The organism is Shinella daejeonensis (assembly GCF_024281235.1).
Lineage (GTDB): Bacteria > Pseudomonadota > Alphaproteobacteria > Rhizobiales > Rhizobiaceae > Shinella > Shinella daejeonensis.
The window spans coordinates 255,606-278,276 of sequence record NZ_JAHWXY010000004.1 but is presented as its reverse complement, the minus strand read 5'-3'; the positions used below and the strand labels follow the sequence as shown (position 1 = coordinate 278,276).

The window sequence follows — 22,671 nt, the reverse complement described above, 5'->3', positions numbered from 1 at the left end:
TCGGGCGTGCTCTCCACCGCCATGTCGTTTCTCGGCCTCTACCGCGATCCCGTGGTGGCGCGGGTGACGGCACGCTGCGATTGGCGCATTGCCGATCTGGTCGGCAGCCGCCAGCCCGTCACGCTCTATCTGGTCGTGCCGCCATCCGACATCAACCGCACCAAACCGCTCATCCGCCTGATCCTCAACCAGATCGGCAGGCGGTTGACCGAGGACTTGACCAACTCCGGCAAGCGCCATCGCTTGCTGTTGATGCTCGACGAGTTTCCGGCATTGGGCAGGTTGGATTTTTTCGAGTCCGCCTTGGCCTTCATGGCGGGCTACGGCCTCAAGAGCTTTTTGATCGCGCAGAGCCTCAACCAGATCGAGCGTGCCTATGGGCCAAACAACGCGATCCTCGACAACTGCCATGTGCGCGTCAGCTTCGCCACCAACGACGAGCGCACCGCCAAGCGGGTGAGCGATGCGCTCGGCACCGCAACCGAGCTGCGCGATTCCACCAACTATGCCGGGCACAGACTGGCTCCATGGCTCGGGCATTTGATGGTTTCCCGGCAGGAGACGGCCCGGCCACTGCTCACGCCGGGCGAAATCATGCAGCTTCCGCCTACCGAGGAAATCGTGATGGTTGCGGGCACGCCGCCGATCCGCGCGACCAAGGCGCGCTATTTCGAAGATGCTCGGTTTCAGGAGCGCATCCTGACCCCGCCCGATCTGGTCGCCGCTCCGCTGGCGCCCAGCCCATCCGCCGATGATTGGTCCGGCCGCGTGGTCGCGGCGGAAAGCCGTTCCGCGACCGACGCGGCAGACGGGACCGAGGGCGATCCGGCCAATGCCGGCATCCGCCGCGAGCCGGAATTGCCAAGCCAAGAGGAAATCGTCGCCTCGCCGCCGTCGCCCGAACAGGAGTTCGAGTTTCTGGATGACGAGCCAGACGTTGACGCAGCCAAAGCCCGTGCCATGCGCCAGCGCATGAGGATGGTGGCGCGGCAGGTGGCGATGAACCCCGATGATGGAATCGAGCTTTGAGGATACGCCCATGGCAACCAGAACCCGCCTGAATCTCTATTTCGACCCCGCGCTCATTCCGCAGATCGAGGCGATAGCGCTGCGTCGCTCGGTGGCGTTGCGCCGCAATGTCTCGAAATCCGCCATCGTGGAGGCGGCGGTCATGTCCTACCTGTCCGGCGATGCCGACGACCAGCTCGAAGCTGCCATGTCGCGCCGCTTGGATAAGCTCGGCCGCCAGATCGACACGCTCGACCTGGACCTCGCCGTCCTCGGCGAGACGGTCGCGCAGTTCATCCATTTCTGGATGACCATCACGCCGCCGCTTACGGGAGCCGCACAATCCGCTGCCCGCGCCAAAGGCGCGGAGCGCTTCGAGGGTTTCATGCAAACCCTCGGCCGGCGTCTGGCGACAGGCGACAGGTTTCTCAAGGAGCTGTCGCGGGACATACCTGGCGAGCCAACACAGGATGGACCGATTGAACAGAATACGGCCTGAATTATCGGCGTTTAGTCCTAGGTTGCCATAGCCTCGGTAACATTCAGCGCCAGTTGTTCGGCTAGCCGCTTGGCTGCATCTCGGCGGTTCTGCCAGTCATTGTCTTGGACTTCGCCAAGGTATGCTTGTCTCGCATAATCCAGTGTCGAAGCGTCCTGCTCGTTGAGTTTAGGGAGCGCCCAGATCGCGGCCTCATTCTTACTAACGAATGCTCCGCTGCTAGCGGTGCGCCACATCCTTGCAAGCGTCAGCAAGACATTCCGGGTGTCCTCATTCAAGGCAGCCAGCAACGTTGGGAGCAAGTCGCGAATAGCCTCGCGGACGAGCTGTTCTGGAACGTCGGGCAAAAATTCATTCGCGTGCGGCCCGAACAGGGGACTGGCTTCTTGCCTAGCTTGTGCAAGGACCAACGTAAACTCGGGGTCATGTTGAGGCATCGGTGTTTCACCTGCTTCGAATGCGTCACGCAGCCACTCGCCGAAAACGAACTCGGCCCGAGCCGGGTACAGGCGGCGGGCAAGATCGAACCGGGAAAACACCATCACCTCTAGACAACGTGGTCCGTTCGGAACCGCCGGATGGCGACCTGAAAGTGGAAGCAACGATGCGAGAAGCACGGCCCGCTCATCCTCAGTCATGCCACGATCCACGACTGCAAGGAGGTCGATATCGCTTTGCGGTCGGAGTTCGCCTGAAACCCCTGAGCCATGAAGATAAACAGCGATCAGGCTATTTCCAAAAATGTTGCGTAGCGCTGCTACCACTGTTGATATCTGTTCTTGGTTCTTCTCTGCTTGCATATCATCACACTTCAGGATTCGCAGTTACCATCGACATGGTAGCGTGTAGCGCAATCCAGTTGCGCGCACCCATCCTATTTACCGCCGATAGCCGCCGATCACCGCACACAGTTAGATACTTGTTGAACCGGCCGCATTTCGGTCTCTCTTAATCGACCCCGTCCGGGGACCGCCTGTTGCGCCCCGCCAGAAGCCGGGGCCGACATGACCACCAACCACCAAAGACCGGAAGCCATTGCGCGCGGCGCGCGCATGTTGCGCACCGCGCTCGGCCCCGCAATCGCCCGGCTGCTCGAAGACTCGGCCGTGGTCGAGGTGATGTTGAACCCGGACGGCCGCCTTTGGGTGGATCGGCTGTCTGAAGGGCTTTCCGACACGGGCGAACGGCTGTCGGCCGCCGATGGTGAACGCATCGTGCGGCTGGTCGCGCATCATGTCGGCGCAGAGGTTCATGCCCGCAGCCCGCGCGTTTCGGCCGAGCTGCCCGAGAGCGGAGAACGGTTCGAGGGCCTTTTGCCGCCCGTGGTCGCCGCGCCCACCTTCGCCATCCGCAAACCCGCCGTCGCGGTGTTCACGCTCGACGACTATGTGGCAGCCGGCATCATGTCCGCCGATCAGGCGGAAACGCTGCGTGAAGCCGTCGCAACCCGCGCCAACATCCTCGTGGCGGGCGGCACCTCGACCGGCAAAACCACCCTGACCAACGCGCTGCTCGCCGAGGTGGCGAAGACGGCGGATCGCGTCGTCATCATCGAGGACACGCGCGAACTGCAATGCGCCGCGCCCAACCTTGTCGCCATGCGGACGAAAGACGGCGTGGCGACGCTTTCCGATCTGGTGCGGTCCTCGCTTCGCCTGCGCCCCGACCGCGTCCCCATCGGCGAGGTGCGCGGCGCGGAAGCTCTCGACCTTCTGAAAGCGTGGGGCACGGGGCACCCCGGCGGCATCGGCACCATCCATGCCGGCACCGGCATCGGCTCGCTGCGCCGTCTCGAACAGCTCATTCAGGAGGCTGTCGTCACCGTCCCCCGCGCACTGATCGCGGAGACCATCGACCTTGTTGCTGTCCTTTCCGGGCGCGGTTCCGCGCGCCGGCTGGCCGAACTCGCCCGCGTCGAGGGGCTGGGGCCGGACGGCGACTACCGCATCACCCCCGCAATTCAAACCAGCACAGGAGAACCCCAATGATCCGCACGCCTTCGCGCGGCTATCGCCGCATGGCGACCGCCGCATCCGCCCTTGCCATCAGTCTCATGCTCGCCCCGGCCGCCCATGCGTCTGGTTCGTCGATGCCATGGGAACAGCCCTTGCAGCAAATCCTCCAGTCCATCGAGGGGCCGGTCGCCAAGATCATCGCCGTCATCATCATCATCGTGACCGGCCTCACCCTCGCGTTCGGCGACACCAGCGGCGGCTTCCGTCGCCTGATCCAGATCGTATTCGGCCTGTCCATCGCCTTCGCGGCCAGCTCGTTCTTCTTGAGCTTTTTCAGCTTCGGCGGCGGGGCGCTCGTTTGATGGCGGGCGGCCTCGAACAGCTCGACGCGGTGCCGGGCTTCACGATCCCCGTCCATCGGGCGCTGACCGAGCATATCCTGCTCGGCGGCGCTCCCCGCGCCATCGCCATCATGAACGGCACGCTGGCCGGGGCCGTGGGCCTCGGCCTGCGCCTCTGGCTTGTCGGCATCGCCATCTGGGCCATCGGGCATTTCGCGGCCGTGTGGGCGGCGAAACGCGATCCCCAATTCGTCGAGGTCGGGCGGCAGCATATCCGCATCCCGGCTTTTCTGTCGGTGTGAGGGCGCGGCCATGATGAACCTTGCAGAATACCGCCGCACCGCCACCCGGCTCGCCGATTATCTGCCATGGGCCGCATTGGTCGGCTCCGGCGTCGTCTTGAACAAGGATGGGAGTTTTCAGAGGACGGCGAAGTTTCGCGGTCCCGATCTGGATTCCGCCGTGGCGGCCGAACTGGTCGCCGTCGCCGGCCGCATCAACAACGCCGTGCGCCGCCTCGGCTCCGGCTGGAGCATCTTCGTGGAGGCGCAGCGCAGCGAGGCGGCGACCTATCCCGACAGCACCTTTCCCGATCCCGCGTCGGCGCTGGTCGATGCGGAGCGGAAAGCCGGTTTCGAGGAAGCGGGCGCGCATTTCGTGTCTGGCTACTTCCTGACCTTCCTTTATCTGCCTCCGTCCGAGGAAGCCGCCCGCGCGGAAACATGGCTCTACGAGGGCCGCGAGAAAACGGGCGTGGACCCGTGGGGGTTGCTGCGCGGCTTCATCGACCGCACCGACCGCGTGCTGGCCTTGCTCGACGGCTTCATGCCGGAGTGCCGTTGGTTGGATGACGGCGCGACGCTGACCTATCTCCATTCCACCATCTCGACCAACCGGCATCGTGTGCGCGTGCCCGAGGTGCCGATGCACCTCGACGCGCTGCTCGCCGACCAACCGTTGACCGGCGGGCTGGAGCCGCGCCTTGGCGACGCGCATCTGCGCGTGCTGACCATCGTGGGATTCCCGACCGCGACGACGCCGGGCCTGCTCGACGAAATGAACCGGCTGCCGTTCCCCTACAGGTGGAGCACGCGCGCGATCCTACTCGACAAGACCGATGCGACCCGGCTGCTGACCCGCATCCGTCGCCAATGGTTCGCCAAGCGCAAGAGCGTCGCCGCGATCTTGAAAGAGGTCATGACGAACGAGGCGTCCGCGCTTGTGGACACCGACGCCGCCAACAAGGCGCTCGACGCCGACATGGCGTTGCAGGAGCTTGGGGCGGACGTGGCGGGCATGGCCTACGTCACGGCGACCGTCACCGTTTGGGATGCCGACCCGCGCCTTGCCGACGAGAAGCTGCGCCTGGTCGAGAAGATCGTTCAGGGCCGTGACTTCACCGCCATGCCCGAGAGCGTCAACGCGGTGGACGCGTGGCTCGGCAGCCTGCCCGGACACGCCTACGCGAATGTCCGCCAGCCGCCCATCAGCACTTTGAATCTCGCCCACATGATCCCGCTTTCGGCGGTGTGGGCGGGGCCGGAACGGGACGAGCATTTCGGCGACGCTCCATTGCTATACGCTAGGACCGAAGGCTCAACCCCGTTCCGGCTAAGTCTCCATGTCGGCGACGTAGGCCACACTCTTGTCGTTGGCCCCACGGGCGCGGGTAAGAGCGTGTTGCTTGCCCTCATGGCCTTGCAGTTCCGGCGCTATACGGCCAGCCAAGTCTTCGCCTTCGACTTCGGCGGCAGCATCCGCGCCGCCGCGCTCGCCATGGGCGGCGACTGGCACGATTTGGGCGGTGGTCTCACGGAAGGGGACGAGGCGTCCGTTTCGCTCCAGCCACTTGCCCGCATCCACGACACCTATGAACGCGCATGGGCGGCGGACTGGATCGCCGCCATCCTCATGCGCGAAGGCATCGCCATCACGCCCGAGGTGAAGGAATATCTTTGGACGGCGCTGACTTCGCTGGCCTCGGCCCCGGTCGAGGAACGCACGATCACCGGCCTTGCGGTGCTGCTGCAATCCAACGATCTGAAACAGGCGCTCCGGCCGTTCTGCGTCGGCGGTGCTCATGGCAGGCTTCTCGACGCCGAAGCCGAACATCTCGGCTCGGCCGATGTGCAGGCGTTCGAGATTGAGGGGCTGGTCGGGACCGGCACGGCTCCCGCCGTGCTCGCCTATCTGTTCCATCGTATCGGCGACCGGCTCGACGGCCGCCCCACGCTGCTCATCATAGATGAAGGCTGGCTTGCGCTCGACGACGAGGGTTTCGCCAGCCAGCTCCGCGAATGGCTGAAAACGCTGCGCAAGAAGAACGCCAGCGTCATCTTCGCCACGCAAAGCCTGTCCGACATCGACGGCAGCAACATCGCGCCCGCGATTATCGAGAGCTGCCCGACGCGGCTCTTGCTGCCGAACGAGCGCGCCATCGAGCCGCAGATCACGGCCATCTATCGCCGCTTCGGCCTCAATGACAGGCAGATCGAAATCGTCGCACGGGCCACGCCCAAGCGGGATTATTACTGCCAAAGCCGCAGGGGCAATCGCCTGTTCGAGCTTGGCCTATCCGAAGTCGGCCTCGCGCTCTGCGCCGCATCCGCCAAATCCGACCAGACCGAAATCGCGCGCATCCATGCCGAGCACGGCCGCGCCGGTTTCCTCGCCGGCTGGCTGCGCCATCGCGGCGTCGAGTGGGCGGCCGACCTGATCCCGAACCTCACCAATCTTGCCGACCGGCCGGAGTCCGCCGCGCCGGCCCGGCTCGATACCCACCCCACACAGGAGATTCTTCCATGACCTATCCCAAGATCGTCGGGGCTTCGGCCCTCGCGCTGGCGCTCGCCGTGCCCGTCGCGCTTTCGCCCATGCTGGCAAGTCCGGCCCATGCGCAATTCGGCTTCGGCCGGATCGTCTTCGATCCCTCCAACTATGCCGAGAACGTGCTTACGGCCGCGCGCACGCTGGAGCAGATCAACAACCAGATTCAGAGCCTCCAGAACGAGGCGACGATGCTCATCAATCAGGCCCGCAATCTGGCGAGCCTGCCGTATAACTCGCTCCAGCAGCTCCAGCAGAACGTGAGCCGCACGCAGCAGCTTCTCGGGCAGGCCCAAAATCTCGCATTCGAGGTCGGCCAGATCGACCAAGCGTTCCAGAGCCAATACGGCAATGTCTCGCTATCGGCGACCGGCGCACAACTGGTCGCCGATGCGCGCGGCCGTTGGGAAAATACGGTTGGCGGCTTGCAGGACGCCATGCGCGTGCAGGCTGGCGCGGTCGGCAATATCGACAGCAATCGCGCCGAGATGGCCGCGCTTGTCGGCCAGAGCCAAGGCGCGACCGGCGCGCTGCAAGCCACGCAGGCCGGCAACCAGCTCCTTGCCCTCCAGTCGCAGCAGCTTTCCGACCTGATCGCGGTCATCTCGGCGAACGGGCGGGCCGATGCGCTCACCGAGGCCGAGCGCGCGACCGCCGCAGAGCAAGGCCGCATCCAGCGTGAGCGGTTCCTGACGCCGAGCACCGGCTACCAGCCGGGCAATGCGCAGATGTTCAACAACGGCAACAACTGACGGGAGGCTCGCCATGGACGGCAAGATGCTGGCGCGGCTCGGGGCCGTTGTATTCATCGCCATCGCCGTCACGGCGACCGCAATCGACATGGCGCGGAAGGACGAACCTTCCGCGTCACCACCCGCGCCGACCCTCCAGCCGCCGGCCGATCCCCTGCGCGAGAACCTGCGCCATTGCCAACAGCTCGGCGAGGCGGCGGCGAGTGACGCCGACTGCCTCGCCGCATGGGCTGAATCCCGCGACCGTTTCCTCGGCCGTGACCGCAGCGGGGCGCGCTGACCATGGGCAGCACGGGCGTCATCGACAATTTTCTCGGGGTCTTCACCTCCTACATCGACAGCGGGTTCGGGCTGCTCAGCGGCGAGGTCGCCTTCATAGCCACGACGCTCATCGTCATCGACATTACGCTCGCCGCACTGTTTTGGGCATGGGGCGCGGATGACGACATCATCGCCCGGTTGGTCAAAAAGACCCTGTTCGTCGGCGTCTTCGCCTACATCATTTCCAACTGGAACAATCTAGCGCGGATCGTCTTTGAGAGCTTCGCCGACCTCGGCCTCATGGCGTCGGGCACCGGCTTTTCTGTCACCGACCTGATGCGGCCGGGCCGCGTGGCGCAGACCGGCCTCGACGCCGGCCGCCCGCTGCTCGATTCCATTTCCGACCTGATGGGCTGGATCGCCTTCTTCGAGAACTTCATCCAGATCGCGTGCCTGCTGTTCGCATGGGCGCTGGTCGTGCTGGCTTTCTTCATCCTCGCCATCCAGCTTTTCGTGACGCTGATCGAGTTCAAGCTGACCACGCTAGCCGGCTTCGTCCTCATCCCCTTCGGCCTTTTCGGCAAGACCGCCTTCATGGCCGAAAAGGTGCTCGGCAACGTGGTGTCATCCGGCATTAAGGTCTTGGTGCTCGCCGTCATCATCGGCATCGGCAGCACCTTGTTTTCGCAATTCACGGCCGGTTTCGGCGGGGCAACCCCGACCATCGACGACGCCATGGCGATTGTGCTCGCCGCGCTGTCGCTGCTCGGCCTCGGCATCTTCGGCCCCGGCATCGCCAGCGGCATCGTCTCGGGCGGCCCGCAGCTCGGCGCGGGCGCAGCCGTGGGAACCGGCCTCGCTGCTGGCGGCATGGTGCTTGCGGGCGGCGCGGCGGCCGGTGGCGGGGCCATGCTTGCCGCGAAGGGTGGCGCTGCTGCCCTGTCCAGTGGAGCCGCGGCCGTTCGCGGAGGCGCAACGGCCGCGGGCGCGGCGACCGCTGCCTATAGCCTCGGCTCGCTCGGCCAGACCGGGGCGGCGGGCGTTGCCTCCGGCCTCGGCGGTGTCGCCCGAGCGGCAGGCTCGGCCGTCGTCTCGCCGCTCAAACGCGCAGCCTCCAGCGCAACATCCCAGGCAAGCGAAAGCGTTAAGTCCAGCTTCTCCGCTGGCGCAAAGGCCGGCTTCGGCTCGACCGGCGGCAGCTCGACCATGGGCACGGTCGGCGGCGCGAGCGCCGCCCCGGCCGCCGCGCCGCCGACTTCCCCCGATGGTCCTCCGGCTTGGGCGCAGCGGATGCAGCGCCGGCAAGCCCTCAACCACGGCACCACCATGACAGCCCATGCCGTCCGCTCCGGCGACAGCCACGGCTCCGGTTCCTCCGTCAACCTTTCCGAAAGTGACCGCTCATGAGCATCTTCAAACGACCAGCAACCCACTACGGCAAATCGCCGGAACCCGAGACGCCCTATCAGAAGGCCGCGCAGGCATGGGACGAGCGCATCGGATCGGCCCGCGTGCAGGCGAGAAACTGGCGGCTCATGGCCTTCGGCTCGCTGATCCTTTCGGCCGCCTTCGCCTCGGCGCTGGTCTGGCAATCCGCACGCGGGACCGTGGTGCCGTGGGTGGTGCAGGTCGATAATCTCGGGCAGGCGCAGACCGTCGCACCGGCCGCCGCCGACTATCGCCCGACCGACCCGCAGATTGCTTTCCATCTCGGCCGCTTCATCGAGCAGGTGCGCGCGATCCCGGCCGACGCGATCATTGTCCGCCAGAACTGGCTTCGCGCCTATGAGTGGACCACGGATCGCGGCGCGGCGGCGCTCAACGACTACGCCCGCGCCAATGATCCTTTCGCCAAGGTCGGCCGTCAGCAGGTCGCCGTCGAAGTCTCGAGCGTCATCCGCGCATCGCCGAACAGTTTCCGCGTGGCGTGGACCGAACGCCATTTCGAGAACGGCCAGCTCGCCACGACCGAGCGATGGACAGCCATCCTCACCATCGTCATCCAGCCACCGCGCGACGCCGAGCGCCTGCGCGCCAACCCGTTGGGAATCTATGTCAATGCAATTTCGTGGTCGCGGGAGATGAGCCAATGAGGACGATCACCCGCACCCCGACAATCGCGGCCGTGCTGCTTTTGGCCACCATGCTCGCAGGCTGCGCCACCAACCGGACGCCGCAATTCAGCTACGATGCCAGCGTGCCGCCGCTGCCGACCGTGCAGGCGGCAGCAGCCGACAACACGCCCCGGCCGTTGCATGTGCCCCCGGCATGGACCGTCGCACGCGGCGGCACGGCTGCCGGCACGCCGACCGGCCGCGTCGAGAACGCCAATGCCGCCGCCCGCGTCGAGCCGCGCCGCGCCGGTTACTACAACGCCATCCAGATATATCCGTGGTCGGAAGGCGCGCTCTATCAGGTCTATGCCGCAGTCGGGCAGATCACGACGATAGCGCTGGAGCCGGGCGAGAGCCTGACAGGCGCGGGGCCGATTGCGGCGGGCGACACCGCCCGCTGGATCATCGGCGACACCGAGAGCGGCAGCGGTGCAAACCGCCGTGTCCATATCCTCGTGAAGCCGACACGCCCGGACATTTCCACCAACCTTGTCGTCACCACCGACCGGCGCACCTACATGATCGAGCTGCGCGCGCGGGAATCACTCTACATGCCTTCCGTCGCATGGTCCTATCCCGCAACGCCCGGCCAGCGCCGAGCCGTTCTGGCCGCGCCGATCATTCCGGCCGAAGCGGCGCGGAATTATCGCTACGCCTTGCAGGTGCAGGGCGACAGCCCGCCATGGCGGCCGGTTTCCGTTTTCGACGATGGACGGCGCGTCTATGTCGTCTTCCCGGCCGGGATCGTGCAGGGCGAGATGCCGCCCATCTTCGTGCTTGGCGCGAACGGCGAGCCGCAAATCGTCAATTCCCGCATCCACCAGAACGTCCTGATCGTGGACCGCCTGTTCGGCGCGGCCGAGCTGCGCCTTGGCAGCGGCAACCGCCAGCAGGTCGTCAGGATCGTCCGCACCAACCCCACGCAGGCCGCAGCAGAGCCAGCCAGCACGACCTCGGGAGGATCGTCCTCATGAGCGATACCGATACCGCCGCCCCCATGCGCCTGCGCGCTGAATCGCCCCGCGTCACCCGCCTGTCCCGCAAGATACTGGCAGGCGTCGGTGCCGTCGCCTTGCTCGGCATCGGCGGGGCGCTCATCTACGCTCTCCAGACCCGCGATGTAGGACCGGGCGGCGAGGAACTCTATTCTACCGAGAACCGGCCCACGGCGGACGGCCTGTCCGGCTTGCCACGCGACTATACCGGCCCGGTTCTCGGCCCCGCGCTGCCCGGAGATTTGGGCCGCCCCATCCTCGATGCTCAGAACAGGGGCCAGCCGGTTGCACCGCCCGTCATGGCGACGCCCGCCGTCGATCCAGAGGAAGAACGCCGCAGGGCCGAGGAAGAAGCCGCGCGCTTGAGCAACGTCTTTTTCCAGTTCGGTCCGCGCACGGGAGCGCCAGCCGGCACCGCCATGCCCGACCTTGCAGGGCTTGGCTTCGGCGGGCAGTCGGACGACCAGAACGGCCATGCAGCTTTCCTCAACAGGCCGGTGGACCGGCAGACCGTCGCCCCGGATCGCGTTGCGCCGCCGGCATCGCCCTATATTCTTCAGGCCGGAGCCGTGATCCCGGCCGCGCTCATCACCGGCATCCGTTCCGACCTTCCGGGGCAGATCACGGCGCAAGTCACCGAGAACGTCTATGACAGTCCCACCGGCTCGATGCTGCTGATCCCGCAGGGCACCCGCATCATCGGCCAATACGATGACGGCGTGACCTTCGGCCAGCGCCGCGTGTTGCTGGTGTGGAATCGCCTGATCCTGCCCGGTGGTCGTTCCATCGTCCTTGAGCGCCTCCCGGGCGCGGACGCCAGCGGCTATGCCGGGCTTGAGGATAGCGTCGATTATCATTGGTGGGCCCTGATGAAGGCCGCAGGGTTGTCCACGCTGCTCGCAGTCGGCACGGAGCTGGCGACGAGCGACGAGGACCGGCTTGTTCGAGCTATCCGAGACGGGGCGCAGGATACGGTCAATCAGGCAGGCCAGCAGATCGTGCAGCGTCAGTTGCAGGTTGCGCCGACGCTCACCATCCGGCCCGGTTTCCCGGTCAGGATCATCGTCACCCGCGACCTTGTGTTCGAGCCGACTGGAGGTTGACCATGACGAAACTGAAACTCGGCCCGCTGCCCGACGACAAGCCCGTCAAGGTGACGGTGGAACTGCCCGCGCCGCTTAACCGCGATCTGGTCGCCTATGCCGAGGTGCTGGCCCGCGAGAGCGGCCAGCCCGCCGCCGATCCCGTCAGGCTTATCGTGCCCATGCTGGAGCGCTTCATCGCCACGGATCGCGGGTTCGCCAAGGCACGACGGGAACTTTCATAAAGCGGTGATCGGCTGCCTCCGACGCCTTTTCGGTCATTCGCTATGGGATCTTGAACGCCCGAAAGCTGCCATAGGCTAACGTGGCATGTCTGACTACGCATGCGAGTATATCCGGTATTGCCAGTTCAAAAGTCGACGGAGAGGGCCTACTTGTACGGGACGCGCGGTCTCCGCGGGAAATTTTTAAAGTATCCCTCGAGAAGCCCGTGGTTTTCCAAGATTCTGAATGGATTGTTAGTGGCGGCATTCATTCGATCGGCATCCCTGATCGAGCACCATGCGCAACGCTTCCCATTCGACTTGAGCGGCTCGGAGCATTCTTCACACGCTCCTTCAAACACGCGAGTTTTTCAAGATGAGGTAACCGACCTACATTATCGGCAGAGCCGAGATCGTCAGTTGCCGGTCCGGTTGCCAACATAAAGGTTGCCAAATTGCACATCCTATACAGCACTCTCCGCTTGGGGCACTTCAGCCGATAGCAGACAGAGTACTTTCCCGCGTCGCGAACAAGCTCCGGCTCGTACCGACGGCTGGGGCAAGACGACGTGCCGCAAACTCAGGAGATGAGTTCGATCTGGTCTGCGGTGAGCAAGCCTTTCGCGATCAGTTCAGCGCGGGCAGCCGTAGGATCGGTCGTGAAGAACAGGACCCGTAGATCCTCAAGCGCCCGCGAAAACGACACATAAGCGAGCTTGCGGCCACGGGCCTCTTGCTTATCCGTTCCGGCCCCTGAAATCCCAGGCGTCAGAAGCTTCCCAAAATTGTAGTTGTGCCAAGCGGCTTCGACGTCGTCATAAACCACGAGTACCTTGGGATATTCCTCGCCCTTTACACCATGCTGGGTACTGAATGCGGTGTTCTTGCCAACAAAGGATGTGTAGGCAGCGACCTCGCTCGTCGTCATCCCGAACAAAGTATCGGCGAGCCAGTCGCCCTTCTCCAGTCCGTGCTGCTCGGCATCATAGATTTCGGCGCGGGGATCGCGGACCAGGTTAGCCTGTAGCCGCTCGCCGACCCGGATAATCTGTTTGTCAGCAGCGCAGCGCAGAATATCGCCGATCGTCGCCGCCTCCCAGAGCGTCGCCAACTCGGCGACGATATCGATTGACGTGTCGACCATGGATCGCAGGCTCTTGGACGCATTGATGCCATCCACCGCAAACGCGGGGCTTTGCTGCCTGAGGATATCGATCACTCGCCGACTGTTGTCAGCGCGGTGCGCCTCGACGAGCGGCCAGATGGTGGACGTCAGCGGCAGAAGTAGGAAGTGTTCGCCTCGCTCGAAGGCATCCTGCGCACGCGTGGACGCGAATTGCCCGGAGAACAGCCGATTGAGCGTGGCAAAGCCCATCCGCCGGGCAATCATCTGGCGAACGAGAAAAAGCTTCACGACGTCGTCGCGATCGGTCCAACCCCAGTCCGCCATTGCCTGATCCATCTGCGCGAGTGCGCGTTCGGTCTGAGCGTCTGAATACCGGTTCCGCGGTTCTTCCGGAGCCTCCGCTTTCACCAGGCGGAAGACGACACTGCCCTCCACATCCTGGTTCTTGCCCGCCGGCACCTGCGCGACATCCGTGCGGAAGCCGTTGAGCAAGCGGATCACGCTCCTCGAACAGCGAAAATTCTCAACCTTGGTGATCGTCTTGCCCGCCAGAGGCGGCGCAAAGTCCTCACTGGTCTCATCGTAGATCTGCTGCCAGGGATCGCCGAAATAACCCACGATCGGCAGACCCTCGTCTTCGCACGCGAGGTTAAGGCCACGAACGATTGTTTCGGCGGTATCTTGGGCCTCGTCCACGAAGATGTACGGGAAGCGCAGTCCCAGGATACGGCGGAAGGTTGCATTTTCCTCAAGGAGGTAGGACGCGATGATTATGATATCGTCATGCCCGAGGACGCCATTGGGATAGTCTCCATAGACGGCATCGCCATAATCGAATTGCTCGACAGCCGCGAGCGCCGCAAGGTCCAATTCGTAACGTTCGGCCTTTGCCCGGGCCTCGCGCGCTGCTTTGCTCTGGCCGCCGTTATCCTTCGTGCGCTCCTTCGCGATCAGATCCGGCAGGCGGCGCTTTTCTAGGGCCTGGCGGATGTCCAGATGGAAACGTCCGAACTGCGCCCATAGAAAGCTGTGCAAGGTCGATACGGCGTAGAGGTCGTCGAAGCCGAGCCTCTCGCTGATTACCGCCACTGCCCGCTTGGTATAGGTGATGCAGGCGACGCGTTGGCCGTTCTGTCGCAAGGCCTTTCCCTTGTGCTCCCGCACCCATTCCAGGGCATCGATCAGAGAGGACGTCTTGCCGGACCCGGCACCGGCGACGAGCGCAAAGCTTACCGCGCCCTCCAGGCATGCCTGAACATCCTTGTCGGCTTGGGTTTCAACTTTCGCCATGTCAGCCATGCCCAAGCGGAGCGGCGGGCGCGTCGCCAGGCGGAACGGGCGCTGGCTCCTCTACACCGAGAGGCCCGTTGGGCTGTGCGATCGGCGGGTAAAGCTTCGCCTCCAGCCAGACCAAGCCTTCGGCGATGTAGGCTGGAGTCTGCCAGAGCTCATCGCCAGCAAGCAGGCTCATGGCGAAATCAGTCTTCTTGAAGGTGCTGGAACGGATTCGGTCGTAAATCGTCTGGTATGCGGCATCGAGGTCGTGCGGGATCGCCTTGCCGATCGTGATTTTCCCTTCGCGTAGCAACGAGAAATTATCGTACGCGAACGCCTCTTCAAGCGTGCGCGGCCGCATCACGCGCTGGCTGCCCTGATCGGTGACGGTGATATCGCACTGGAAGGCGATGCAGCAGTCTTTCTCGTCGCTGATTTTTTCGTCTGCTCCCAAGGCCATGAGCTCGTCGACGGTCGATTTGCCCAGAATATTCTTGAGACTCGCATTCGAGGTTCGGGCGTCCTGCGTATCACCGCGACAGGCGCTGGCGGCAGCGTCCGGCGTCACCGAATCAAGGTCGGTGATTACGAGATAGGGAATGCGCAGGAACGAGAGTAGACCCTCGAACCGGTAGGCATAGGCACCGCCTACTTCGAGCACAGTCAGATAGGAGCTGCGCAGTTTGTTGGCCGACTTCTCGATCATTATAGGGAGAAGCAACTTTTCGACCGCACCTTCAACGAGGATCGCGGCGTCAGCGAAGAAGAGATCGCAATGAGTCAGGCGCAAATAGCGCTTTAGAAAATCGAGAGCTTCCTGGGACGACACGACGACCCCATCGACGATGTCCCCTTCCGGCTGGAACGCGCGAAGGCTGCGAACGTCCGATACGTTACGGATGCCGCCCGGCGCATCGTCGTTCGCCGAGTGGCAGCGCTGGAAATAGCGCACCTTCGCGAAATCGACGGCGTCGAGGATATGGGATGAGTGAGTGGTCACGACAATCTGGGGGACTGCGTCGGAAAGCCCAGCAGCCTCGGCGGAATCTTTGATCACTTTCCAGATATTGGTGATGAAGGCTTGCTGCACCTGAGCGTGCAGATGGACCTCGGGCTCTTCAATGAAAATCAGGAGGCACAGCGGCCGATTTTCAGGCGTCGCGAGCCATTGCGAGTGAAAATGGCGGACTTGGATCGCCATATAGATGAGATTCTTGAACCCTAGGCCGTTGTAGAGTTCAGGCAACTCGTGCTTGCGGGCCGGGTCTACGTACAGAAGCTCGGTATTGCCCTTGAGGGCCGTTTCCGGACTGAGTGACGAAATGATCCTGAGGTCCCGGTCATTGACGGAGGGAACGCCCAGGCCCTTTATCAGGTCGATAAGGGGCGCAAACTGGATCTCGTAATGATCGGTCAAGCGCGAGTTGTTCTCGTCGATGACCTTGTGAGCATCGGCCGCGGGACCTGCGTCCTGAAGGTTCTTCCGGTAGAAGGCAGCAAAGGCCGACGATAGCCGGTTGCTCCGGCTGCTTTCATCGTCGTTAATGTTGCGCTGCGCGTCGACAAACTCGACCCGGACTAGGTGCTTCAGGAGCCGCTTGCCTTCTTCCGGCTCAATCGCGGCAGCATGGATCGACTCATTATTTTCCTCGTCCGTTTGCCGCACCAAGGATGCGAAGCGGACGATGCTGTGCCGAGCGAGGTTGGTATCCATCGCCAGATACTGGAAAAGGGTCTTGCCCTGGCTGCCATCTTCCTCGGGAGGATAGGCGGCATTGTAGGCCGTCCGGAGCTTCGCCGGGTCCGCGAAGCCGAAAGACAGCCTAAGGCCGACGCTCTCGAAGTCTTCAAGATTGGGTAGAAGCGAAAAGACGCGGCCGTAAGCGACCGAGTCGGGGTCGATCGCAAACCAAAGATCCAGTTGGATCTCGGGCAGGTTCGATGGGTCCCCGCTGGCCGAAAATGCCTCAAAGTCGGACATACGCGACACCGAGAAATCGTGGATCCTGAACTCTCGCCCTCCGAGGAAGCAGCGAAATATCGCCGTCGCGGAGGTCTTCCCGCTGTTGTTGGGACCAACGAAGAGCGTGTCCTGATCCTCAATGTCGATCAGCACATTCTCGAGGCGTCGGAAATTGCGGATCGCGACCGAATTGAGCCTCATAGATCCCCCTTGGAATGTGGTCTGTTCCGCCCAACACAGTATTTTTGGCGCAGCGGCGTAATATTAAATTAATAATGCAAAAATGCGTAAGCACAAGTGTCGGCAAGAGTAGGTGCTGGCTACGGATTTCCGATCGATCTCGTTGATCCGCTCTTTCCTGGGGAGGCTTGCGAACATAACACTAGATTATAGTCAGACGAGCAGTCCGTTTTCAGAGCGTCCATCCACTAAGTGCACCCTACTGCCGAAGTGCGGCCACCTGAATGGTTGCTTTCCTAACTCCGTGGCCCAGAAGCGGACAGTCAGGAATCCACCCCACACTTGCCATAGAAGTGAGTCCAAGGGTGCCGCCAGCGCATAGGCACAAATGCGGCACGCTACAGCCCGCCGACTTCCCTCCATGGTTCGACTGATGGCGGGGCCGCGATGCTCCGGAGCCACCAGAACCAAGGAGGTTTCCGTGTACGAAAAACACCATAGGGCCCAGAGACGATGTCCGAGACGACCGATCCACAAACCAATTCCCGACGATCTGTTCGACTACGCCGACGATCCTGCGCCTCGTATGAGTCCGTCGCGAGGACGCCCGTCGCACGTTTTCGATGTCGAAAGGCTCCCCGTCATCGACGACTGGCCGGAGTATGTGCCGATCACCGAGGCCGAGATCCAGGTCTTCGAGCGTTGGTTCGGCGATGTGTTCGACGATATGTTCGGCCCGGTCGATCTGCCCGATGACTTAAGGAGGTTATCGTATTATGATAACGAAAAGCCTTAACCGGATGATCGGGCGATACCATGTCAACATTGAAGGTCGGTATTGCCGATCCAGAGGAAATGAAAGCGCGAACCATGCGGATCGCCAAGGGTGAGGAAAAGCCCACGCCCGGCGAGCCAACAGTGTGGTTTTCTTCGACCATGTCATTCGCGAAGCTCCTCTCACCAGCCAATTGCGAGTTGCTTCGCCTAATTCGTGAACAGGAGCCGGATTCGCTAGAGGAACTGGCACAGATCACGGGGCGCGCGAAGTCCAACCTGTCCCGAACACTCAAAACCATGGCGGCCTATGGCCTTGTCCGCATGGAGAAGGGCAAGGGTCTCAGGCTGGTGCCCAGGCTCATCCATGACCGGGTAGAGCTGGTCCTACCATTGGTCGAACGCCGCAAGACGAAAGGAACCCGCAAATGAATGCTAAATCGCCAACCATTGCCGTGCGGGCCGCTCTCTATCTGCGCGTCTCGACCACGCGGCAGGCCGAACACGATGTTTCCATTCCTGACCAGAAGCGGCAGGGCGAAGCCTGGTGCGAAGCGCGCGGCTTTCAGCTTGTCGAAACCTTCGTCGAGCCCGGTGCCTCGGCGACCAATGACCGGCGGCCTGAGTTCCAGCGCATGATCGAAGCGGGTACGTCCAAGCCTGCGCCCTTTGACATTGTCGTGGTCCATTCGTTCAGCCGGTTCTTCCGCGATCACTTCGAGCTGGAGTTTTACGTCAGGAAACTCGCCAAGAATGGCATCAAGCTGGTGTCCATCACCCAGGAAATGGGCGATGATCCCATGCACGTCATGATGCGGCAGATCATGGCGCTGTTCGATGAATATCAATCCAAGGAAAACGCCAAGCACGTCACCCGTGCCTTGAAGGAAAATGCCCGTCAGGGCTTCTGGAATGGTTCGCTGCCACCGATTGGTTATCGGGTCGTGGGTGCCGAGCAACGCGGTGCCAAGACCAAGAAAAAGCTGGAGATCGACCCATTGCATGCCGACACGATCCGCTTGATCTACCGGCTCGCGCTGGAAGGCGATGGCGATAGCGGCCAGATGGGTGTGAAGGCCATCGTCAAATATCTCAATGCGAGAGGCATCTTCACGCGCGACGGGGGCCGTTGGGGTATCGGTCAGGTCCATCGCGTTCTGACGCGCCGCACCTATATCGGTGAACACGAGTGGGGCAAGCGCAGCAAGCATAATGATGCGCGCTCACCGGGTGAAATCGTCATCGTGCCTGTCCCGGCGATCATAGAGCGCGAAACGTTCGATCAGGTTCAGGCACTACTACAGGCGCGCAACCCTAAGACCGAACTGCCAGCTCGCGTGGTCGTCGGGCCGACCTTACTGACCGGCATCTGCTATTGCGGCAACTGCGGAGGTGCGATGACCATCCGCACCGGTAAAAGCGGCCGCTACCGCTACTATGCCTGTTCCATAAAGGCCCGGCAGGGCGAAACGGGTTGTAAGGGGCGAGCGATCCCGATGGACAAGCTCGACACCATGGTCGTCAACCACATCGAAGATCGACTACTCGATCCTGAACGGCTTGAGGAGCTCCTTGGCAGCGTTCTCGGCCGCCGCTCTGAACAGGCTGAGCGGCGCAAGCAACACATTGATGAGCTGGAACGACGGGCCACAGAATCGGAACTGCGCCTGAAGAGGCTCTACGACGCTATCGAGGCAGGTGTAGCCGATCTGGACGATCCGGCGCTGAAGGAGCGGATCGTTGGTCTCAAGGTTATCCGCGACCAGGCCCGTGTGGATGCTGATCGCGCTCAAGCCATGCTCGATAGTCCCGGTCACTCTGCAATCAGCCCCGAGATGATACGTCGCTTTTCGAAAATTGCGCGCGATCGTATCCGCAACCGTGAGGGCGGCTATCGGCGGGATCACCTGCGCGCGCTGGCGCAACGAGTCGAGGTCGCGGACGATGCCGTTCGTATCATGGGATCGAAGACGGAACTGCTGAGAACGCTTTTTACTGAGAACGTGCGGCCATCGGCGGCGATTGGCGTGCCCAGAAGCGGACCGAAATGGCGGAGAGGGTGGGATTCGAACCCACGATACCCTTGCAGGTATGCCGCATTTCGAGTGCGGTGCATTCGACCTCTCTGCCACCTCTCCGCATCGTCGGTCGGCGCTTCGAAAGCGCGGGCGGTACATAGCGGGTGCCGGGTCGGCTGGCAAGGGGTGGGGAACGGAAAATGCATTGCCTGGCGGCAGCTTTCCGGCAGCAGACTTGACAGGGATGCGCGTCTCGCCTATTGCGCGCGGCATGGTGGCGTGGGCCTGTTCCATCCGCCCGGCTTTGCGACGTGCCTTCCGCCCGGTGCAAACGCCTTCGAACCGGCGGCGCCCTTGCGCATCGCTCCCGTAACGACTGGTAAAAAGACGGCCTTGCCTGCGCGCAAAGAGCCGAACCGAACATGAAAGGAATAAAGAATGTTCGCAGTCATCAAGACCGGCGGTAAGCAGTACCGCGTGGCCGCCAACGATGTCCTGACGGTTGAGAAACTGTCCGGCGAAGCTGGCGACAAGATCGAATTCACCGAAGTGCTGATGGTCGGCGTCGGCGCCGACGCCACGATCGGCGCGCCCTTCGTCGAGGGCGCCGTCGTAAGCGCGGAAGTCGTCGAACACGGCCGCGGCAAGAAGGTCATCGCCTTCAAGAAGCGCCGTCGCCAGAATTCCAAGCGTTCGCGCGGCCATCGCCAGCATCACACGATCGTCCGCATCGTCGACATCGCAGCCGCCGGCGGCAAGGCCAAGAAGGCTTCGAAGAAGCCGGAAGCCGCTGCCGAAGCAGCCGAATAAGATCAGGACAGGTAAAGGAGAACTCCCATGGCACACAAAAAAGCTGGCGGCTCCTCGCGCAACGGTCGCGATTCCGAGTCCAAGCGCCTCGGCGTGAAGAAGTTCGGCGGCGAAGCCGTCATCGCGGGCAACATCATCGTGCGTCAGCGCGGTACGCAGTGGCACCCCGGCACCAATGTCGGCCTTGGCAAGGATCATACGATTTTTGCCCTGACAGCCGGCAATGTGAATTTCCGTACGAAGGCCAACGGTCGCGTCTACGTGTCCGTGATGCCGAAAGCGGAAGCAGCGGAATAAGCCGGCAGCGCTCTAAAACAGCCGGTGTCTCATCGACCCGGCTGGCGTTGCAGGTTCCGACCTGACGGAAAAATGGGGAGATGAGGCCAGTCCTTGTCTCCCCATTTCCATTTCCGGAGGAACGAACCATGCAACGTGACATCACCAGGGAGGACCGGCCGCGGTCTTTCCGGCAAAGGCCGGGCGCCGTCCGGTCGAGAACCGACTGCCCGATACTATTGTCCCGGCGGCTTGTCCTGCGCCCGCCGCACGAAGACGACATCGACGCCCTTGCCCATCTCGCCAACAACGCCGGAATCGCCAATATGGTGGCCCGCATGCCGCATCCCTATACGGCCGCGGATGCCGCCGACTTCGTGCGACGGAGCAACGCCGGCGAGATGGGCAAGTGCGTCTATGCGATCACGAAAGCCGACAATGGCGCTTTTCTCGGCTGCTGCGGGATCGAGACGCAGGAAGACGCCCGCACGGTCGAACTGGGCTATTGGCTGGGCGAGCCGTTCTGGAATGAGGGCTATGCCACCGAAGCGGCCCATGTGCTGATCGACATGGTGTTCCGCACACGCGACGTCGATCAGATCGACGCCTGCTGCCGGGTCACCAACCTTCCCTCGCGCCGTGTCATCCAGAAATGCGGTTTCCAGTTCCAGGCGACCGGCATGATGCAGAGCCGGGCCGTCGGCAGCACCGTTCCGGTGGAATGGTACCGTCTCGACCGCAAGACATGGGTCTCGCTGAAGAACTGGGGCGAGATGCGCTGAGCCGCGCCAGCCGCCCGGCGGAAACCGGCGGCCAGAGCGATCCCGGTGAAATCCGGCTCACCGGGATCGCTCCCATATAGTGTCCTACCGCGTTATCCGACGCGGAAGCGATCCCGCTTCGGCTGGAAATGCTCCCGAACGCTCCGGATCCCGCCTATCCGGGGCCTTTTCCGCTTTCCGGCATCAAAAGGCCCCGGTCCGGCCGGAAGAATTTGTCTCCATGACGCGACGGCGCAGACACGGCTTTTCTTGCCATATGGATTTTCCGGCGGAAGCTTTGCGTTCCCGCCAGCCGCGGGGGAACAAGTTTTTCAAACGATCGCTTATTGTTGACATAGTCTATTAAATTGATAGCTTTTCCTCCTCGAAACGAGGGAGGCCGACATGGCAGGGATTTCGAAATATCTCGGAACGTTCGTTCTTGGGGCGGGGCTGGCGCTGGGCGGGCTTGCCCCCGCCTTCGCCCGGACGACGCTCCTCAACGTTTCCTACGACCCGACGCGCGAACTCTACAAGGACTATAACGAAGCCTTTGCGCGGCACTGGAAGGCTGAGACCGGAGAGGACGTGGCCATCCAGCAATCGCACGGTGGCTCCGGCAAGCAGGCCCGCGCGGTGATCGACGGGCTGGAGGCGGACGTGGTGACGCTGGCGCTCGAAAGCGATATCAACGCCATCGCCGAGAAGTCCGGCAAGATCGCCGCCGACTGGCGCGGCCGGCTACCGAACAATTCCGCGCCCTATACTTCGACCATCGTCTTTCTGGTGCGCAAGGGCAATCCCAAGGGCATTCACGACTGGGGCGATCTGGTGAAGGGCGACGTGCAGATCGTGACGCCCAATCCGAAGACCTCGGGCGGCGCACGCTGGAACTATCTGGCCGCCTGGGCCTGGGCCAATGAGGAATTCGGCGGCGATCAGGAGAAGATCCGGATCTATATCGCCGAACTCTTCAAGCGGGCGCCGGTGCTCGACACGGGTGCGCGCGGCGCGCTCACCACATTCGCGCAGCGCGAGATCGGCGACGTTCTGCTCGCCTGGGAAAACGAGGCCTATCTGGCCGGCGCGGAGTTCGGCGCGGATGCTTTCGACATCGTTGCACCACCGATCTCCATCCTTGCCGAACCGCCGGTCGCCGTGGTCGACGGCAATGTTGACGCCAAGGGCACGCGCAAGCAGGCGGAAGCCTATCTGGAGTATCTCTATTCCGCAGAAGGCCAGACCATCGCCGCGCGGCATTTCTACCGGCCGTCGAAACCGGAACTGGTTGAACCCGACCTGCTGACCACGCTTCCCGACATCAAACTGGTGACGATCGACGATCCGATCTTCGGCGGCTGGGCCAAAGCGCAGCCCGAACACTTCGGCGACGGCGGGGTCTTCGACCAGATCTACCGGCCGGGGAACTGA

The 22,671-nt window shown here is 63.0% G+C and carries 22 protein-coding genes, 1 tRNA gene and 1 pseudogene; 20 read left to right on the top strand and 4 right to left on the bottom strand.

The genetic code is table 11. The annotated features are described in order from the left end of the window. Window positions 1-1,029, top strand: a 1,029-nt coding sequence (locus tag KYK29_RS14055; RefSeq protein WP_254691531.1) for a type IV secretory system conjugative DNA transfer family protein, incomplete at its 5' end; no start/stop codon positions are given. 10 nt (window positions 1,030-1,039) lie between these two features. Next, complete coding sequence (locus KYK29_RS14050; protein WP_254691530.1) at window positions 1,040-1,507, top strand: CopG family transcriptional regulator; 468 nt, start codon at window positions 1,040-1,042, stop codon at window positions 1,505-1,507. A gap of 17 nt (window positions 1,508-1,524) precedes the next feature. Here KYK29_RS14050 and KYK29_RS14045 read toward each other — a convergent pair whose 3' ends face one another. Next, window positions 1,525-2,307 (bottom strand): aminoglycoside adenylyltransferase domain-containing protein, encoded by a 783-nt coding sequence (locus KYK29_RS14045; RefSeq protein ID WP_254691529.1) that lies wholly within the window; start codon window positions 2,305-2,307, stop codon window positions 1,525-1,527. Window positions 2,308-2,511: 204 nt separating this feature from the next. Here KYK29_RS14045 and trbB point away from each other — a divergent pair, with 204 nt between their 5' ends. The 11 genes from trbB to KYK29_RS13990 are packed head-to-tail and all read left to right on the top strand — an operon-like array spanning window position 2,512 to window position 12,078. Continuing rightward, the gene (gene trbB / locus KYK29_RS14040) at window positions 2,512-3,495 is read left to right on the top strand and encodes a P-type conjugative transfer ATPase TrbB (protein WP_254691528.1); all 984 of its coding nucleotides are present in this window, start codon (window positions 2,512-2,514) and stop codon (window positions 3,493-3,495) included. Next, window positions 3,492-3,824 (top strand): TrbC/VirB2 family type IV secretion system protein, encoded by a 333-nt coding sequence (locus KYK29_RS14035; RefSeq protein WP_254691527.1) that lies wholly within the window; start codon window positions 3,492-3,494, stop codon window positions 3,822-3,824. The genes trbB and KYK29_RS14035 overlap by 4 nt, the downstream gene beginning before the upstream one ends. After that, window positions 3,824-4,105, top strand: coding sequence for a VirB3 family type IV secretion system protein (locus KYK29_RS14030; protein ID WP_018426317.1), 282 nt, complete (start codon window positions 3,824-3,826; stop codon window positions 4,103-4,105). The genes KYK29_RS14035 and KYK29_RS14030 overlap by 1 nt, the downstream gene beginning before the upstream one ends. A gap of 10 nt (window positions 4,106-4,115) precedes the next feature. Next, a complete protein-coding gene (gene trbE, locus KYK29_RS14025; protein ID WP_254691526.1) occupies window positions 4,116-6,608 on the top strand; it encodes a conjugal transfer protein TrbE in 2,493 nt (830 codons plus the stop codon). After that, complete coding sequence (gene trbJ, locus KYK29_RS14020) at window positions 6,605-7,381, top strand: P-type conjugative transfer protein TrbJ (RefSeq protein WP_254691525.1); 777 nt, start codon at window positions 6,605-6,607, stop codon at window positions 7,379-7,381. Before trbE ends, trbJ begins: the two co-directional genes overlap by 4 nt. A gap of 13 nt (window positions 7,382-7,394) precedes the next feature. Beyond that, entirely contained in the window at window positions 7,395-7,661 is a 267-nt protein-coding gene (trbK-alt, locus tag KYK29_RS14015) for a putative entry exclusion protein TrbK-alt (RefSeq protein ID WP_254691524.1), read from the top strand. Window positions 7,662-7,663: 2 nt separating this feature from the next. Then, window positions 7,664-9,049 (top strand): P-type conjugative transfer protein TrbL, encoded by a 1,386-nt coding sequence (gene trbL, locus KYK29_RS14010; RefSeq protein ID WP_254691523.1) that lies wholly within the window; start codon window positions 7,664-7,666, stop codon window positions 9,047-9,049. Next, on the top strand, window positions 9,046-9,735 hold the full coding sequence (gene trbF, locus KYK29_RS14005) for a conjugal transfer protein TrbF (RefSeq protein ID WP_254691522.1): 690 nt from the start codon (window positions 9,046-9,048) through the stop codon (window positions 9,733-9,735). The genes trbL and trbF overlap by 4 nt, the downstream gene beginning before the upstream one ends. After that, on the top strand, window positions 9,732-10,730 hold the full coding sequence (trbG, locus tag KYK29_RS14000) for a P-type conjugative transfer protein TrbG (protein WP_254691521.1): 999 nt from the start codon (window positions 9,732-9,734) through the stop codon (window positions 10,728-10,730). Before trbF ends, trbG begins: the two co-directional genes overlap by 4 nt. Beyond that, entirely contained in the window at window positions 10,727-11,854 is a 1,128-nt protein-coding gene (locus tag KYK29_RS13995; protein ID WP_254691520.1) for a TraB/TrbI/VirB10 family type IV secretion system protein, read from the top strand. The genes trbG and KYK29_RS13995 overlap by 4 nt, the downstream gene beginning before the upstream one ends. Window positions 11,855-11,856: 2 nt before the next feature. After that, complete coding sequence (locus KYK29_RS13990; RefSeq protein WP_254691519.1) at window positions 11,857-12,078, top strand: DUF2274 domain-containing protein; 222 nt, start codon at window positions 11,857-11,859, stop codon at window positions 12,076-12,078. 559 nt (window positions 12,079-12,637) lie between these two features. Here the strand turns inward: KYK29_RS13990 and KYK29_RS13985 are convergent. Both KYK29_RS13985 and KYK29_RS13980 read right to left on the bottom strand, forming a co-directional pair. Further along, the gene (locus tag KYK29_RS13985) at window positions 12,638-14,473 is read right to left on the bottom strand and encodes a UvrD-helicase domain-containing protein (protein ID WP_254691518.1); all 1,836 of its coding nucleotides are present in this window, start codon (window positions 14,471-14,473) and stop codon (window positions 12,638-12,640) included. Window position 14,474: 1 nt separating this feature from the next. After that, complete coding sequence (locus KYK29_RS13980; protein ID WP_254691517.1) at window positions 14,475-16,622, bottom strand: ATP-dependent nuclease; 2,148 nt, start codon at window positions 16,620-16,622, stop codon at window positions 14,475-14,477. Window positions 16,623-17,082: 460 nt separating this feature from the next. Here KYK29_RS13980 and KYK29_RS13975 point away from each other — a divergent pair, with 460 nt between their 5' ends. The 3 genes and pseudogenes from KYK29_RS13975 to KYK29_RS13965 form a co-directional block, all read left to right on the top strand. After that, a complete protein-coding gene (locus KYK29_RS13975; protein WP_254691516.1) occupies window positions 17,083-17,397 on the top strand; it encodes a hypothetical protein in 315 nt (104 codons plus the stop codon). A 20-nt stretch (window positions 17,398-17,417) separates the two neighbouring features. Beyond that, a complete protein-coding gene (locus KYK29_RS13970; RefSeq protein WP_254691515.1) occupies window positions 17,418-17,807 on the top strand; it encodes an HVO_A0114 family putative DNA-binding protein in 390 nt (129 codons plus the stop codon). Continuing rightward, window positions 17,804-19,453, top strand: a pseudogene (locus KYK29_RS13965) (recombinase family protein); the annotation flags it as partial. The gene KYK29_RS13970 and the pseudogene KYK29_RS13965, both read left to right, overlap by 4 nt. Here the strand turns inward: KYK29_RS13965 and KYK29_RS13955 are convergent. After that, window positions 19,424-19,513: transfer RNA gene (locus KYK29_RS13955), tRNA-Ser, on the bottom strand. The pseudogene KYK29_RS13965 and the gene KYK29_RS13955 overlap by 30 nt on opposite strands. 318 nt (window positions 19,514-19,831) lie before the next feature. Between KYK29_RS13955 and rplU the strand changes: the two genes are divergently transcribed. The 4 genes from rplU to KYK29_RS13935 all read left to right on the top strand — a co-directional run bounded on the left by rplU (window position 19,832) and on the right by KYK29_RS13935 (window position 22,671). After that, the gene (rplU, locus tag KYK29_RS13950; protein ID WP_254691513.1) at window positions 19,832-20,203 is read left to right on the top strand and encodes a 50S ribosomal protein L21; all 372 of its coding nucleotides are present in this window, start codon (window positions 19,832-19,834) and stop codon (window positions 20,201-20,203) included. Window positions 20,204-20,230: 27 nt separating this feature from the next. Continuing rightward, the gene (rpmA, locus tag KYK29_RS13945; protein WP_254691512.1) at window positions 20,231-20,500 is read left to right on the top strand and encodes a 50S ribosomal protein L27; all 270 of its coding nucleotides are present in this window, start codon (window positions 20,231-20,233) and stop codon (window positions 20,498-20,500) included. Window positions 20,501-20,628: 128 nt separating this feature from the next. Next, entirely contained in the window at window positions 20,629-21,261 is a 633-nt protein-coding gene (locus KYK29_RS13940) for a GNAT family N-acetyltransferase (RefSeq protein WP_254691511.1), read from the top strand. Window positions 21,262-21,645: 384 nt separating this feature from the next. Further along, complete coding sequence (locus tag KYK29_RS13935) at window positions 21,646-22,671, top strand: sulfate ABC transporter substrate-binding protein (RefSeq protein WP_254691510.1); 1,026 nt, start codon at window positions 21,646-21,648, stop codon at window positions 22,669-22,671.